At 67.5% G+C, this 16,499-nt stretch carries 11 protein-coding genes; all 11 read right to left on the bottom strand.

Annotation, left to right across the window (positions count from 1 at the left end; all coding sequences use genetic code 11):
* Positions 1-9: 9 nt before the first annotated feature.
* The gene (locus tag ACN6PJ_RS15965) at positions 10-8,265 is read right to left on the bottom strand and encodes an LPD38 domain-containing protein (protein ID WP_427996825.1); all 8,256 of its coding nucleotides are present in this window, start codon (positions 8,263-8,265) and stop codon (positions 10-12) included.
* Entirely contained in the window at positions 8,252-10,042 is a 1,791-nt protein-coding gene (locus tag ACN6PJ_RS15960) for a hypothetical protein (RefSeq protein ID WP_427996824.1), read from the bottom strand. The genes ACN6PJ_RS15965 and ACN6PJ_RS15960 overlap by 14 nt, the downstream gene beginning before the upstream one ends.
* The gene (locus ACN6PJ_RS15955; RefSeq protein ID WP_427996823.1) at positions 10,039-11,226 is read right to left on the bottom strand and encodes a tail fiber domain-containing protein; all 1,188 of its coding nucleotides are present in this window, start codon (positions 11,224-11,226) and stop codon (positions 10,039-10,041) included. The genes ACN6PJ_RS15960 and ACN6PJ_RS15955 overlap by 4 nt, the downstream gene beginning before the upstream one ends.
* Before the next feature lie 10 nt (positions 11,227-11,236).
* Entirely contained in the window at positions 11,237-11,710 is a 474-nt protein-coding gene (locus ACN6PJ_RS15950) for a hypothetical protein (RefSeq protein WP_427996822.1), read from the bottom strand.
* On the bottom strand, positions 11,707-12,039 hold the full coding sequence (locus ACN6PJ_RS15945) for a hypothetical protein (RefSeq protein WP_427996821.1): 333 nt from the start codon (positions 12,037-12,039) through the stop codon (positions 11,707-11,709). The genes ACN6PJ_RS15950 and ACN6PJ_RS15945 overlap by 4 nt, the downstream gene beginning before the upstream one ends.
* A 22-nt stretch (positions 12,040-12,061) precedes the next feature.
* Complete coding sequence (locus ACN6PJ_RS15940; protein ID WP_427996820.1) at positions 12,062-12,646, bottom strand: hypothetical protein; 585 nt, start codon at positions 12,644-12,646, stop codon at positions 12,062-12,064.
* Positions 12,647-12,711: 65 nt separating this feature from the next.
* Positions 12,712-12,999 carry a hypothetical protein gene (locus ACN6PJ_RS15935; protein WP_427996819.1) on the bottom strand — a complete coding sequence of 96 codons (288 nt, stop codon included), beginning with the start codon at positions 12,997-12,999 and terminating at the stop codon, positions 12,712-12,714.
* Positions 12,999-14,168, bottom strand: a complete 1,170-nt coding sequence (locus ACN6PJ_RS15930; RefSeq protein ID WP_427996818.1) for a hypothetical protein — start codon at positions 14,166-14,168, stop codon at positions 12,999-13,001. The genes ACN6PJ_RS15935 and ACN6PJ_RS15930 overlap by 1 nt, the downstream gene beginning before the upstream one ends.
* A gap of 2 nt (positions 14,169-14,170) precedes the next feature.
* Entirely contained in the window at positions 14,171-15,826 is a 1,656-nt protein-coding gene (locus ACN6PJ_RS15925; protein WP_427996817.1) for a hypothetical protein, read from the bottom strand.
* 2 nt (positions 15,827-15,828) lie between these two features.
* Positions 15,829-16,140 (bottom strand): phage holin family protein, encoded by a 312-nt coding sequence (locus tag ACN6PJ_RS15920; protein ID WP_427996816.1) that lies wholly within the window; start codon positions 16,138-16,140, stop codon positions 15,829-15,831.
* 1 nt (position 16,141) lies between these two features.
* Positions 16,142-16,489, bottom strand: coding sequence for a putative holin (locus tag ACN6PJ_RS15915; protein ID WP_427996815.1), 348 nt, complete (start codon positions 16,487-16,489; stop codon positions 16,142-16,144).
* Positions 16,490-16,499 lie beyond the last annotated feature (10 nt).

Raw genomic sequence — 16,499 nt, 5'->3', positions numbered from 1 at the left:
CGCCGCCCGTCAGGGACGCGCAGCACGGGCGTTCTGGTCGGCAAGCATCGCGAGGCGGTTGCGGGCGCGGTACAGCAGTTCCAGCTGCGCCCGCTTTTCTTCCGGCGACAAGGTGGAACGCTCCAGGGCCTTGATCTTGGTATTGACGGCGCGCAGCTGGCTGTCGGCCGCCTTGAACAGGGTGCGCAAGCGAAGCTGATCGTCCCCAGCCAGCGCGCGCGCCCGCTCGAGATCGCCAAGTTCGCGCGCCTGGGAATAGGCGGAATACACCTGGTTCACGTCCCGCTGCTCGTCGTAGAACCGCTGGATGTACTTGCTGCTACGCGGATCAGCGTCCTTCACGAAGTCGCCCACGACGAACCAGTTATCGACGCGCCCGAGATCGCGGCGCGGGTTCTCCGGCAGCCCGGATAGCGGCCTGGCCAAGTAGTCGGACACGTTCAGCGCCTGGGTGCCCAGCCAGCCGAAGTAGCCGCGCACCAGGTGCTCCACGCGCTGGGGCGACACGCCCAGGGTGCGGCCCAGCGCCACCGCGCCGGCGGACGTCGATGCCGTGAAGCGATCGCCGGCCGGCAGGCGCTGCTGGCCTACGCTGTCGATGTCGCGTTCGCGGAACGAGTCATAGTTGAACGCGGCCTCCATGGCGGGTTTCACCAGCTGCGGCACCGGGTTCATGGACAGCTGATCGCTCAGGATGGCGCCCACCGAGCGGCCGAAGTCGCCAAGGCGGAAGTCATCACCGCCGAACGCCAGCTCCGTGACGCGCTCGACCACGCTGCCCAGCGCGCCGATTTCGAACGGCTTCGGGATGTAAACGAACTGGTTGGTGCCCGGCAGCTTCGTGATCCAGAAAGAATTGCGGGCCCAGTCCGGCAGCTGCTTGTAGTCGTCGTCATCCTTCATGCCCAGGTACAGGAGCGCCGACGCCATCGCCACGGCGCCGGAGACGACGGCGAAGCGCGCGGGATCCGCAGCAGCTCCCCGGCCCAGCTTGTACATGCCCTGCAGCCGCGCATTGAAGAACGGCACCACCTGCGACAGCATACGGATGGCCGAGAAGGTGCCACCCGCCGTGAAGTCCATCAGGTCGCGCGCCGCGTAGCTGGCCTCCAAGTGGCTGCGCCCGGCCTTGCGGGCCTGCTGGTAGATGGCTGCGCGGTTGATCGTCTCGGACCGGTCGCCAGTTTCCTGGTACCAGTCGAACGCCTTGCGCAGCGCGCGGCCCATGCCGGCCGGCGACGTGATGACGTCGTCCGGGTGGGCGCCCAGCTCGTCGACCAGGCGTTTCACGTTGCGGGCGTTGCCGTCGTTGAAGGATCCGAAGCGCACAGCCCCGCCGCCGGCCATCAGCCGGCGCCACGTGTCGCTCTCGGCACCCGTCGCCTTCCAGCCCTCCACCATGTTGCGCAGCGGATTCGTGGACAGGTTGCTGTCGATCGCCATGGCCTGGATGGTGTCGCGCAGCAGGTTGCGCACCCGGAACGTCGGGCTGATCGTCACGCCCACGGTCAGCGCATGCTTGAACTTGCGTGCCGCCTTGGTGAACGGGTCATTGGAGCCCACGTAGTGCAGCGCCGTCAGGGCGTTCATCACCAGGGGATCGCTCACCATGTAGTGCTGCTCGTGGCCGCCGACCATCGCCCGGACGCTGCCGCGTTCGGCCTGGCGCACACGCGTGGCAATGCCCAGTTTCGCCGCCTCCTTCAGCGCACCCTGGGCGGCCAGGTTCTTCATGCTGGCGGAAAGCAGGTGCGACCAGTTGGAAACGGTGTTCGCCACTAGGTCGCCCAGCTTGTCGGTGCCGCCCTTCAGGCGCTTGTAGGCCTGCTGGCCCACCAGCCCGCCGATCTGGCCCGGGCCCATGGTGCCCGTGGCGTCGTCTTCCATCACGCGATAGAACGGGACGTAGAACTCGCTCTCCCACAGGCCCCGCGTGCTGGGGTCGACCAGGCCGGCCTCCTGCGCCACGTCCAGCACAGACCGCTGCAGCTCGTTGAACTGGCCCAGCGCCTCCCGGTAGACGCTGGCGCGGTCGCGGCCGTCGGCCATCTTGCCGCTGGCCAGCCGCTTCCCGGCCGCAATGTCCTCCGGCGTGAACAGGCGTTCCCGGCCGGCCGGCTCGGCCTTGGAACCCGGCCACTTCTCCGCCTCGGCCCGCGCGGCTGCTTCATTGGCGAATCGCTCGGTGACGCCATTGTCATAGCGAACCTGCCACTCCGCGGCCAGGCGCTCGGCCCGGTTGGCCGCGATCCAAGCCATGAAATGGTCATGCTCGCCGTTCAGGCCCGCCAGGATCTCGGCCAGGCCCTTGCCGCCAGCGGTGTCCAGGGCGCCGTCCTCCAGCTTGACCGCGCCGTGGCGCACCAGATATTCGGCGGCGCCGTCCGCGCCCTTGGACAGGCGCGCCTGCATGTAGGCCGTGGCGCTGATGCCCTTGAGCGGCGCGAACTGGTCGAAGATGCCCTGCACCAGCTTGGCCTGCCAACGGTCGGACACCTTCGCCATGCGCGCCTTGATGGGCTCCTGCTCGGCCCATGCCCCGATCTTGCCCAGGAATTTATTGCGCTGCCGGCGCTCGAAGTCCGACAAGGACTCGCCCGGCCGCTCGATCCTGGATCCGCGCTTCGGTTCGCGGGGCGTACCGGGATCCGCCGGAGGCGCGCCAGCCGTCGCAGTGGCCGCGCGCGATTCCATGGGGCCAGAAGTGCGAAGCCCCGCGGCGGGCGGGGCTTCTTTCCTGGGCTTGCGCGACTCCATGGCGCCGGGGTCGAAGATCCACCCCGCGCGGCCCTCGCTGTTGACGATTGCCGCAATTTCTTCTACCGTAAGCCTACGCCCTGACGGCGTCCGATCTGCGCCCGCTTTGGAAGCGGGAGTGCTTACGGCGGACGAGTTGTCGGGGCGCTTTGCTTCAACCACGTCTGACAGGTCGTGATCGTAGAACAGGTGCCCGTTGGCACTTTCCTTCACGACCAGGCGCGCCAGGTAGTCCTGGCCCGCAATTTCCACCGGCGCATACAGCGTGTGCACCTGGCTGGTGAACGGATCCCGCTGCTTGTTCCGGTTGGCCTCCGAATGGCCCAAGACTGCCTGTTCGATCAGGCCGGGCAGCGCCGCCATAGACTGGATCTTGCTGATTCGCGCGCTGCGCGACAGCGATTCCTTGATGCCCCGCTGGCTGACCTGCACGCGCCAGCCGGTGGCACGGTTCACGAAGCCTTTGCCCTTCAGGTTCTCGGTAGCCCACGCCCGCGCTGCGTCGCGCAATTCCTTAGCGCCCAGCTCGGGCGCGCCCAGTTCCTGTCCGGTCAGCACCGTCACGCCAGCGCCGCCCTCGCCCTGCCCGCGGCTGGCCGCCATCGACGCCGCGGCCTCCTGCATGCCTGCGCGCACCCGTGCGGCCGGAGCGCGCTGCAGGAACCGGCCGGCGTCGATGACCATCTGCCTGATATCGGCGTTGGTCAGCTTCAGGTTCAGGCCCAGCCGACGCAGCGCCGCCCGGATCTTGCCGTAAAGGCGTTCCAAGAATATGGTGCGGCGCCCCTGCTCCGCCATCCGGGCCAGGACTTCCCGGGCGCGGTTCTCCGCCGAGTAGTCGGGATAGCGCATCGTGACGGCCTCGAACGTGGCGTAGTGCGGATGCTCCGGCCCGGCATTGCGCGGGATGTGTGCGCCATCCGGCGCGCGCGCCAGGCGGCGGACGTCGGCCAGCACGTCGCGGAAGCGTTCACCCAGCAGCGCCTCAACGCCGAAATGCCCCACCACCTCGTGCGCCAGGACCTGCTGCAGGCGCTCGGCCGTCGGCAGGTTTTCGGCCACCAGGTAGATGCGGCCGCCGTCGCCGGCCGGGTAATAGGCCCCCTCGGCCAGGGTCGAGGGCTTGGCGCCCTCCGGAATCTGGTCGACGCGCGCCACGACCGACACGCGCAGGCCGGCCGCACCCGGCAGCTTGCCCATGAAATCGGCAGCCAGCGCCTTGGCCTCAGAAACAGAAACCCCGGCACTGGGCCGGGGCTCTTCGGTGGTGCGGCGCTCGAGCGGCCCGCCGTCGGACAGTAGGGTGCGCTGGCCTCGAGCGGCCGCGCGGTCCGCATCCCTGTCGCTGCCGGTAAGGACAAAGTCCCCTGCCTCGGCATCGACCCGCGCCCGCGTTTCAGCATCCTTCGCGGCCTGTGCCTGTGATGCATCGCGCCGCGCCCGGCTGGCAGCCTGATCGCGCAGCCCGTCGGCAGTGGGATTCTCCAGCGCTAGGGCTTGCGGGCCGCCCGCTGGATCACTTCCTGCGCCTGCTCCATCGCCTCGCTCTCCTGATTCTTGCGCAGCGCGCCCAGGATTGCCATTGTCCCGGCGGCCAAGCGCTTTTGCATGGGACTGAACGGCTTGCCGGAAGGTGTCGGGGTCTCCGTCGGCCTGGATTGAGGCGCGTTCGATGATTGCTTCTTGGGTTGAGACATCGGTGATTCCTTGGTCAGCCAGATAGGCCGCGGCATCGAATTGCGCGGCCAGTTCCTGCATGGTCATGTCGGCCGGCATGGCGTCGATCACGCCAAACAGATCCTCGGCCAGCTTATTTTTATCCTTGGCATTGCTGAACCGTTCGGCTTCCCGCTCAGCATACGCGCGGCGCGCCGCCTCGTCCATCTGCTCGAGCGTATAGACGGCCTCGCCCTCCAGCGCCTCCCGCACGCGATCCATCGCCGTGCCGGCGAGGTCGACGGTGTCGCCGTCCATGGGAAGGTAGCCGGACTGTTGCATGGCCTCGACCAGCATGTCGGCATCCATGCCGCCGTTGCGGAACAGGCCAGGCGCCCGGCGGTTGGCCAGGTGTGCCCGGTCGCCATAAATGTCGGCGGCCAGTGCTGGCCGAATGCCGCCGGCCTGCCGCACCATCTGCAGGAAGTCACGGCGCGCCGCGCGGCCGAATTCCGCAGCTGCCGGTGCGGCAGCCGCCGGCTGGCCCGTGCGTGGACGCGCGACAAACCCACCGTCGACCTGCACGGGCTCGGCGTTGCCGTGTGCCGTCGCCGCGCGCTGCGCTGCGCCACGGGTCAGGAACGGGCGCCCTCCCTTCGCGGTAATGTCGGGCTCCGACACGAGCGTGCCCAGGCCAGAATCGGCCGCTGGCCGCGTGGTGTCGCCCTGGCCGATCCAGCGCTTGAACGTCGGCACGTCCATCTGGGTGATCTTGCCCATGCCGCGCCAGTCCGGCGTGTAACTGTCTCGATAGGCTCGCTCTGCCTCCTCCCGGGTGTCATAGCCCAGCATCACCTTGGATTCGTCGAACCCACCACGCGCGGGGTCCACCTGGTCAATGATGAAGACCGGCCCGCCGAAGTCGGCCGCCGTGCCCGGGCGGACGAACACGTCGACCTGATCGCCGTCGGCGCCTTCCGTGCGGCGGATGTATCCGTAGTGGCCCGCCATTCGGTTTGCCCATGCCGTACCATCCGGGGACGTGCCGCGGCGTTCCGACCCCTCCGGGTTCTCGATGGATATGTCCAGGCCCGCCACGCGCGTGCGCCCGACCTTGTAATTGCCGGCCTCCTTCTGGGCGTCCGTCGGTTCCGGCAGATCGTTTGAGGGCGACGTGGCGGCCTCGTGCGCAGCCGCGTCGGTTGCAGCGCCAGGATGGCGTTCGCCGGCGGCCACGACATCCGGCGTCATGCCGAGCGCGGCCTGGCGCGCCAGCTCGACGTCACGCTGGCCGGCGGTGGCGGCCACCCCTGCACCGTCGACGGCATAGACTGGCGCGGGAAGGGCCGCACGCGCCGGCGCTCCGGCAAGGGCCGCGGTGATACCTTCATCCATCTGTCCTGCGCTGTACGGCTGCATGCCGTTTTCGTGCTGGATGATGGCGGCAGTCAGCTTGGTCAGCGTGTCGGGGTTGCTCAGGTCCAGTTGCTGGTTGGGCTCCACGCCTACGGCTCGCGCCACCTGCTGCACATAGGCGCCCGTATCGTTCTCGGACGGTGGCGCCCAGCGGTTGATGATGCCCTCGACCGTATCCAGCCCGTGCTGGCGCTGGTAGGTCAGCAGGTTGACGGCCAGGCCGCGAATACCGTCTTCCGGCTTCCTGAACGTCGCAAAGCGAGGATCGTTGCCAGCGATTTCCCCGTCGAACCCCACGCCCTTCTGGATGTTGCCCGGGTTGTTGTTGCGGATCCCTCGCGGCGCGTTGGCCGGCATGCGCCAGGATTCGCTGGTGGTGAAGCCGTCGCCAGCGGCGTAGCCTTCCGGCGCGGGCAGCGCATCGCGACGCGCAGGCCCATCCAGCACCGGGTACGCCTCCGGGCCTTCGAGCGCGGCGGGCCCATTCGCGGCATCGCTCAAGGCATTGCCAGGCAGCGGATCGGCGGCCAGCTCCGACAGGCGCACGAACCGGCCGCGCCCGTCCGTAGTCCGGATCCGGGCCAGCGGTTCACCCCCAGGCCGTGCCGTGGCCGCATTCCGTTCGACGCCAAGGAATTCCACGGGCAGCTCGCGGCCGTTCTGACGCAGGTAGACCTGCTGCCCCCGCGTGAACAAGTCTTTGGCCTCGACCTGGCCAGAATCCGATCCCGCTGCTTGTTGGGACGGTTGCGGCGGCTTTACTAACTCATCAACTGCCACGACATAAGGTTCACCGTCGGGCTCGCCGCTTAATGTTCTGACCACGCGCGCATACTGCTGCCCATCGGCACCGACGTCCGGCTCCATTCCTAGGAACATCACCCGAACAGGGTCATCATCGAAGTCCGGATCCTGCCGGAGAAGGTGCTCGCCGGGCGCATAGCTTGTCACATCGCCCGGCCTTGCCAATGAATCCGCAGGCACATACGACACCTCTCCGCCCACCTCCACCTTGGCATAGCGTCGCCCATCCGCTCTCGCTTCCGGTTCCATTTGGAGGAACCGAACCGGCTGATTGCGGTTTGCGCTTGCCCAAACGACCCAATCGCCCTGCTCATAAGTCGGCGAAGCTTGTGTCTGCTCCGAAGCGCCTTCCGTCTGGGCGGCCGCCTCCGACTCTCGGCCCGGACGAACGATGAATCCGTTTTCGTGGCGCATAACCTGGGTATCGCCACCCAGCTCCGCCGCACGCTGGCGCGCCGCGCTGGCCGTGACAAACGGCTTGCCGCTGGCGTGCATCACGTCGCCCGCCTCCAGGCTGGGCGCCGTCGGCATACTGCGGCCGCGCGCCCCATCGGCCGCGCCGTGCACAGCCCCCGGGCCCATACCGGCGGCAAAACCCAGGGCAGCATTGCCGAAGGATCCCTCGAGCGGATCCAGGGCCATGCCGGCGCCAGCGTTGATCCCCGTCTGCGTTGCGGCGCCCTCGCCCACTTCCTGGACCGCCTCTTCCGTCCCGGCCAGAGCCGCGCGCCCCGCCGTCTGCGCCAAAACGCCACGGTCCCCAAGCACGCGGCCCGCAGGCGACAGGATCCGCCCCGTCGCAGCGCCGCCCACGGCAGAAACAGGAAGGGTATGGACGAAGGCAGCATTCTCCGCATCGGCGCGGACGCGGGCCCGGGCCTCCGACGGCGCGACGCCCTGCGCAATGAACTCGCGATACGCGGACGACGCCGCGGCCAGCTGCTGATCATCCAGCTGGTCGATGGTTTCACGCGCCTGCTCGATCGCATTGCCGCCACCTTGGACGCCGCCAGCACCGGCACCGGCGGCCATACGCGCGCCCACCCCGAACGGCCCGGCCGCCGCGGACGCCGCGACCGGGAGGACGCTACTGCCCAGGGCATTCAGGCCCTGCAGCGCAAGACCGGAAACCGAAGGGTCGCGGCCCAGAGTCCAGGTTTCGGGCTTGTCGATGTCGCCGCCCGGCTGGGAATCCGCCTCCCGTCGCTTCGCCTCCGGCGTACGCGATGCCAGCACACGCTCGCCCAGGTCCTGGGTCGCATCGGCGGCACCTTCCAGGGGATTCGAAGGCAGGTCCAGGCCAGCGTCGAAGGCCTGGTTCAATGCCGTCACACCCACGCGGCCAAGGCCTTCGGCCACTTTTCCGGCGCCGCGCACGGCACTGCCCGCGCCCTTTATGGCGCCGCCGGCCAGCGTCTTGGGGAAGTCCACAAACTCGATGCCACCTTCTTCCTGCCGGGGCTGCGCGAAGTCGGCCACCCGAAAGGTGAACGGCGCGGCCGTGCCGATCGTGCCGGCCGGCGCGCCGGCGTCGGAGAACTTCACGCCAAGATTGGAGCGAGCCGCATCACGGCGCGCGTTGACCTCGTCTTTGAACTCGATCCCGTCAGCGGGATTTTCAAAGTTGTTCATTCGTACCCTCTACGTTGGGGCGCCCCATTGCGGCGCGCGTGATTTCAGTTCCTTCGGTCGCGCGTGCCCAGCGATCAGCCGCGGCCTGCTCGGCCATCCGGGCCAGCTCGACATCACGTTCTGCCTGCGCCAGCAGTTCGGCGTGCTGGGCGCGCGCCTGCTCCCCAGCCTTCAGGCCGGGCGGCTTGGTGCGAAGCTGACGGACCTTGTCCTGCGCCTGGCGCAGTTGCGCGCGCGCCGCGTCCAGCTGCACCCCCTCGGCGCTTTCGGCTGTCGGCGGCGTCGTCGGGCTGGCAGGCCTGGCGGTCGGCGGCGCGGCGGGAGCGGCCGCAGCAGCTTGAGCGCCACTTGCCGGGTTGGATGCTGCCGCCGCGGCGCTTCCATTGGCGCCACCTTCCCCGCCCTGCAGCCGCGCGCGAATCTTGTCCTGCACGTCCTTGGGGACCACCGACACCGGCAGACGGACCAGCCGGCCTTCATGCTCGACACCGAAGCCGAATTGCCGGTCGCCCAGCTTGATAGGCATGATCTCTGCGGTGCCGGCCTGCACCTGCTGGGCGAGCTGGGCGAGATTGCCCGCGGTAAGGACTTCGCCAGCGGGCGTTCCGGCGTTGAGGCGATTGATGTTCTCACCGGTGGCGATGACACCGCTAACCAGCTTGCGCTGGTCCTCGCCCAGCCCCTCCATGCTCTCCACGCCATTCAACCGCATGACGTAGCTGGCAAAGTCCTTATCCGAAGTCGCCGTCTTGGGCTTGCCTGCCTCGCTTCCCTGCGCGCCCACCCGCATGCCGCCCTTGCCATCCGGCACGTACAGGGTTTGATCCTTGCCCACGATGCGGGGCTTGTTCCGCTCCTCCTGGGTCTTGAGGTCGCTGGCCAGGGTCAGCTCGCGCCGCTTCTGTTCCGCATCGAAGAGGAGCTTTGCCTGCTGAGCCACCATGGCCTGCTGGGCCTTGGGATCGCTGATGCTCCGCACGAACGTCTGCAGCATGTGTTCGCTGATGGGCTGTGCGACGGGCTTTCCGGTGGCGGTGTCCACGCCGACGAAGTCGTACAGCGGCGCCCCACCGCCCTGCTCGGCTCGGCGATTGATCGACTTCACCTCAATGCCACCCGGCATGAAGCGGTTCACGAAGGGAACAAAGGAGTTCGGGTCGCCCGTGAGCTGGTAGCGGCCCTGGGCCGCAGCGAATGCCTGCTCCCGGTGCTGCCCGACAATCTTCTCGCGGTTTGCCAGCAGCTCCATCGCACGGCCAGGCTCCCCGAGTTCCAGGGCTTTGCGATATGCGCGGGTCAGGCCATCGGCGAGCTGGCCGAATTCCCCCCCTCCGAGGAAGTCATCGGCGGCCGGGCTTTTTTTTTCCAATACGCCGGACAGGGGCGAGGTTCCGGGGCGGACGGCGGTACCGGCCCCCCACTGGGCGCCGGGAAGGACTTCAGCCAAACCAGCCGCGCTGGCAGTCGGTTCGGGGGCCGCCATCGGAACCACAGGGGTGCTGACCGGCAAACGCTGCAGGCCTTCCACACCGCCCGCTGCCGGCCCAGTCGCCACGGCTTCAGGCACCTGGATTCGCTCCAGACCTGCGGGGACCTCGGGAATCGAAGGTCCCCCCGCCATAGCGGCGGCGATTTCTGCCTCTGCCCGCTTCTTCCGGTCTGCTTCCTCTCGTGCGCGCTGCCTATCCTTGGACATGTCATAGGCTTGCGCGATCGCCATCCCGTTACGCAGCCCGTCCGCCAGGCCGCCCGCAAAGCTTCCGTCGATAGCCATCAAATCCTCTCCAGTCCAACCAGTCCCGCCGACAGGTCGCCGGCCAATGCCGGCGGCAACGCGCCGGCCCCTTCTTGCTCCGCAACTTCCACGCGCTCGAGGCCACCGTCCGAACCACCCTTGGTCCGACGCTCCAGCCGAGCCACCTTCTTGGCCAGCGCGCGAATGGCGGCGTGGTGCACGCCGCTCACGCTGACCATGTCCAGGCCGACACCAGCGGGCGCCACCTGGTCGCCGAACTGCGCCTGCATGTCCTCGGCGTACGGGCCGGCGTGCTCGCCGCTGTCAGCCACCCCTTTCCGATACTTCCAGGTCTCAACCGGCACCTTGGTGAGGCCGGCCAGCGCCTGTTCGTCGTCGACCGGTGCGCCATCCTCTTTCAATTCCTTCGACGAGAAGGCCATCGCGCCAGCCATCATTCCCGTGCCGATGAGCGATCCCAATCCAGCCTGGCTTGAGGCGTTCGCCTGCTGCTGCATGTTCATCTGGTTCAGGCCCATCTGACCCAGAGAGTTGAAGGCGCCGCCGGCCACGCCAAGCAGCCCCTGGCCCGTACCGGCCGCGTTGCCCTGGGCGGTCTGGCTGCCCATGATCCCGGCAGCCGAATTTCCGCCGGCAAGCGCCGCCTGCGACGCCGCGATTCCGGTGCCGGTCTGGTTCCGGCCAAAGCGCGCGGCGTTCTCCCGCAGGCTCATGCCCAGCAATTTCGTGTCATTGCGCTCCTTGTTGACTGCGCCGGCCGTCGCCAGGGCCCGGGCGTTGGCCTGGTCGGTCATCGCGGAGCTGCCCAGGCTGCTGGTGGGCGAGACGCCCATGCGCGCCATTTCGCGGGACGTCTGCGCCTGGGTGTTGTCGAACTGCCGGCCCACGGTCGCCGCGGCCAGGCCTTCGCGCCGCGCCACTTCCTCCGGGCTGTCGTAGTTCATGGCCTCTTCGGCCATCTTGTTCTCGATCGGCTGGAACACGCTCTTGTACTGGTTCCACTGATCGTCGCCGCGCTCGGCGTTCTTGGAGGCTTCCCCCAGCGCGCTCTTGAGCAGCGCTTCGTACGTGGGCGCAAATTGCTCGGTCAGCTGCTGGTTCCACTCGAAATTGCGCTCGGCCAGATCCTGCGCGCGCATGCCCAGCTGCGCATTGGCCTCCTGCGCCCGGCCGACAGCCGGGTCCTGCTTCACTTCCGTCGACATGCAGCCCATGTCAATCACCTCGCGCGGCCTTCTCGGCCTCCAGGTTGGTCAAGTACTCGGGGTAGGGTTCGGCCAGCTGGCGCAGCTCGACGCCGACCTGACGGGCCCACGTCTGGCCGCCCACCAGCAGCGCGCTGTGCGTCACCAGATCCACGTAGGAAGCGCGCAGCACATAGGCGGTGCGCTTGGCTGACACGCCGCCGCGCCGCTCCAGCTCGGTGGCGATCTGCCAGTTCGTGATGGCGTTCGCCAGCACGGCGTTCAGATCCGAGAAATGCGCCTGGTAAAAGGCGTTGCGCGGCAGCAGGACCAGGGCCTGCAGCATGGCCGCGTGCACCTGGGCGTCGTCGATGACCTTGTCGCGGTCGATCAGATCGTCATAGAAATGGGCCACCTGGAACGCACCGCGCAGGAATTCCACGGCGCTGGCGTTGCCGCGCATCCAGCGCATGGCCAGGTCGGGATCAAAAAAAGGCGCGCTCATTTGCGCGCCTTGCTGGATACAGCCGCCTTGCGGGCCGGCCGCTTCGGTTTCGGTTTCGGCGCCGCCGGCCCGCCGGTGCTGCCGGCACGGGCATAGGCGGGATCCACGAAATCCTGGAAGCCTCCACCCTGAGGCGGTGTGGGGGGATCCGGCACCGGCTGGGCATCCCCGACCTGGCCAGCATCGGGGCCGGCCAGCGCGGCCTGTTGCGCGGCGTCCACCGCCTGCTGCGCCAGATGGGTAATGGTCATGATCAAGCCGTATGCCAGCTCCTGCGTCAGGCGGTTTCCCACGTTGGAGAGAATGGCGCTCTCGATCTGCTTCTGCATGATGATCCTAGGTCGGACAGGGTTAGAGGATGCCGGCCACGTCGATGATCGACACCTGGCAAGTCGGCTCGTAGCTGATGAAGTTGTTGGCGTTGGTCGGGCTCCAGCCGAAGATCGGAGTGAATTGCTCGGTGAAGCGCACAAAAAAGCCGTTCGGCGTGGGGAGAATTCCCTCCGGACGGATGCGGCATTGCCAGCCGCCGCCCGCGACCGGATAGGAGTCGAAGCCCCGACGCACAAAGCCGACGTTGTAGGCGTACTTGCCGCCCACCAGGCCGCTGTATGTCCAGCCGTCCGCGTAGGCAGTCCGGTAGGCGTCGTAGTAGTTGCCGACGGTGACGCTGCCAATCACGTTCAGCGGGCGCTGTGCCGCGGTGAATATGTGAGCCGAGTTGCCGTCGAACACGTCCAGATAGCTGGCCTCGGTGGGCCGGTCGAAAACGTAGTACTCCGCCAGCTGATTTCCCGCCGTGATGGTCAGTGTGTAGCCGTCATGGATGGCCGTCAGATGGACAGGATCACTTCCAAGGGGCCGGAAGAACACCACCGGATCCGAAGCCGGCAGCGCGACAGATCCGCCCATGACGCCCGCATGCCTCAGAAACATGGTGATGCTCGGGCCGTCAACGATCAGCTCGCTGTAGGCGTTCCATACCTGCATACCCTCCGGCATCAGCGCACCCCGTACACAATCTTGATCGGGCGCCGATCTCCCGGCATACCTTCCACGAAGGTCCAGGAGATCGTGTAGCCGCTCATGGCGATCGCGGGCGTGCTCTGGAACGGTCCTCCGCCTGGCGAGAGCGTCGCGATCCAGGGAATGCCCTGTGCCAGTTCCGGCAGATAGACCGAGCCGTTGGAGGTGCCCGTGTTGACGCTTCCCAGCTGCCGGCCGATCTTGCTGGTGTATGACACCAGCGTGGCGCCGTTGGGTCCGTAGGTTTCGAGGCCGGCCGGCACTACCAGATCCCCAGCCGCACACGCAGGACGTTGTTGGCGTCGAACACCAGCAGCAGGTTGTCCCGGATCTCCAGGCGCGCGCCGCTGACAGCCGTGCGCAGCAGGCCAATAGTGGCCGTGATGGCGGACAGCGAAGCAACGTTGATCTTGTCGGACGTTATAGACCCTGCCCCAATCCGTGCCGCGTTCAGCACGCCCGCCGTGATCTTGTCGGCGCTGAGGTTCGCGATCTTGGCGTTGGTGATCGCGGCATCCTGGATATTGGCCGTCTTGACATAGGCATCCGTGATGACCGCCAGGCGCGCCGACAGGGACGCCACGGTCAGCCGGTCAGCGTTCAGGCTGTTCACCGCGATGCGGTCGCCGCTCATCTCCCCGAAGGTGACCTTGGCCGCAGACAGGTTCGCCACCTTGGCGTCCGTGATGACCGCGTTGCCCAGCTTGGCGTTGGAGATGGAGCCGTTAGCGACGTACAGGTCCCGGATATAGATGCCTGCCGGCACCGGCACGCCATTGATTTCCGTCGGCTCGGGGATCTCGTACAGCAGCGCCTTGGGGTCGCCGGCGGCCGACAGGACGTCGATCAGGTACGCCGGGTCCAGAGAGACAGCGCCCGTGGTCCCGCCCACGGCGTTGAACGGGCCGACCTTGCCGCCCACCGATACAAAGCGGATCCAGTAGTAAAAGGTGGTCGCCGAGGCGCCGCCCACCAGGTCGGCGTAGACCCAGCCGGTGGTCTGGCCCACGCTCACCGCCTGCGCCTGGTTGTCCGTCGTGCCGCGGAAAATCTCCGCATAGCCGAAGTAGGCGAAATTGGGCTTGTCCCATTCCAGCACGACGGTGCCCAGCCCCGGCGTGGCGGTGAACCCCGTAGGCGCCGGCGGGATTCCATCCACGACCGGCGGCGTGCTGGGCTGGAACGAGCCCCCGGGGTTCTTGATCAGGATCGGCTTGCCGTCGGCGCCCCGCATCGTCACGATGCCGTTTTCCACCAGGTCGCCCCAAGTGACGGCCCGATCCACGGCCTGACCGCCCTGCCCGAACCGGGTGGACAGCGTCAGGCGCATCTGCTCGAGCGCCCGCGTCGCGGCCGCGTTGTCCGGGAACCTCGCGGTTTCAATCGCCGGCAGGTCTACGTAGCGCAGGCCGGATAGCTTCGAAACAGCCATGGTCAGACCGCCGTAACGTTGGCGAGGGTGGACGCGACGGTAATCTCGGTAATCGCCGCCGAACTCTCCACCGTGAATTCGTAGCTGCGGGCACGGTAGTTGCCCTTCAGGCGGAACGGCCGGCCATTGCGCACCACCTTTTCCACCATGACGTCGCGCGGGCCATCATCGGTTTCGATGGTGGCACGCAGACGGAAGACCACCGGGTAGGCCGCCGCGAGCACCTGGGCGGCGCCGATGTTCTGGGCGCGCTCCAGGATGTACATCTTGCTCACCCGGTGCATGCCCAGCGGCACAGTGCCGCCGTTCCATTTGTGGACATCGCCGTCGGGCAGCGCCAGGAACAGTTCGTCGCGCCGGCCGTCCGAATAGGAAGCCGTGGCGTACACGTCCGTGCGGGTCAGGGACATGGCGCCCCGGGTCAGGTCGAAGATCAGGCCACCGCGCTCGGCACCCGTGTCGTACCAGCAGAAATAGCGGTTGTCGTGCACGCTGGCGTGCATCGACGCCGGCACATAGGCCTGCCACTGCTCCCGAGTCACCAGCTCTTCTGTGACCACGCCCATGCCGCCCGCCTGGTCCACCATGACCAGGCCATCAGGCGAGGCGTACACCACGCCGCCCTTGAACGCCCGGATGGTGCGCTTGGCGACGCACGGCTGGTTGCCCTCGAGGCGCACCGGCGTCAGCGTGACAGGGTCCGCCTGGGTCGCCAGGTATGTGTCGCCCTTGGTGCATATCACCGTGGCCTGCCCCATGATGTCGCCGCCGACAATCTCGTCGGCAACCGGGGAGTAGTACGGCCAGCCGAAAGGCTTGAAGACCTCTGACCGATACACGCGCTTGCCCGAAAACCCGATCATGAACCCGCCGGGGTGCGCCAACAGCCCGAAGAGATCATCGGGCGGCGGAACCAGGGCGTGCTCCGGCAGGGCCTCGCCCAGCTCCGTGAAATCCACCTTGTCGGAGAATTCCACCGCGCCGGCCGGAACCTCCTTCCAGAAGCGAAGGATGGCCGTTCCGGTCGCGTCCGTCGTGGAGATGTACAGGCGCTTGAGCGTGATGTTGTATTCGCCGGCGGGCGGCCCTTCCAGGTTGATGACGTTGAGCGTGTCATCCGTCGCCGCATTGAACGGGTCGCTGACCTCGTTCGGCGGGCCCTCTTCGCCCCAGGCGGAAACGAAGGTATAGGCCAACAGGCAGGACTGCCGCTCCAGGTTGCTCGGCGGATCGGGTTGCTCTGCCACCGTCACCGTGGCGCGCACCGTGGGCGCCGGGATCCCCAGGCGATACCAGGCCGACGGCATCAGCTCGTCCGTGGTCGCCATCGTCGAATCGGTCACGCGCGGCGGCTGGCCGGCCTCGGTGAAATAGGTGCGTTCCTGCGTGTCATCCGGGATGGCGCCGCGCGCCACATCCGTGTCATTCAGCCAGTGGAACCAGTAGCGCGCATCGTCATCCAGCGACCGGCCGAACCGATAGATGGCCAGCTTGGTGCCCGCCTTGGCCAGGTCCGCCACCTTGGCCGGCCCCTTGAACGGCACCAAGGAGCCCCGCTGCAGGTCGGCATTCAGGACATCCTGGCTGGCGCCGGCCGGCAGGACATGAGGTTCCAGCCTGGGCAGCATGCCCGTGAAGGCCTTTTCGGCTTCCCGCATATCTACCTCGCCCGGCCCGCCGGCTTTCCGATCTGTGCCACATTGCCGCGCGCGCGGTAAACCAGGACGGCCAGCAGGATGGCCAGGCCTAGTTGCCACGGGGATACGGCGCTGTGGCGCGTGATGACGTCCAGGGCCTGGCCGCCCGTGAACACGAACATCAGGTAGGCGACGACCGACATGCCCGGCCGGTACCGCGCGCCGCAGCGCCGATAGCAGGCCAGCCGCAAGGCGGTGGCGAAGTTGGCGACGACAAAAAGAAAGGCCACCAGATGGTGGCCCGTGATGGCGTTGCTCATGTCCGCAGGTTGCATATCAGCCTCCCCGTTTCCAGAACCCGAAATCCGCTGCCTTGATCCTCTCGATCAAGGTCAGCGCCAGGGTCACGGCCACCGCAGCAGCCCCGAACCCCGTAACGACCGATTCCTGGATCCCGATCATGCGGCCCAGCTCAGGCGCCGCGAAATACCCGATGAGCCAAGACACCAGGCCATAGACCAGACGCTTGACCACGCCCAGCTCGTTGTTGTGCAGGATGAACACCGCGGCGCCCGCAAATGCCCCGATGAGCGCCCCGCCGTCCACTCCGGGCAGCATCGCCCCAAAGAGCACCCCGGACGCCGTGGACGCTGCCGCGCCGATCCCGCTGGTAGGTTCAGCCATCATTTCTCCG

The organism is Achromobacter sp., from assembly GCF_050285585.1.
GTDB lineage: Bacteria > Pseudomonadota > Gammaproteobacteria > Burkholderiales > Burkholderiaceae_B > Achromobacter.
Note: the sequence above shows the minus strand (reverse complement) of the source record. Positions and strands in the feature narration are given on the sequence as shown.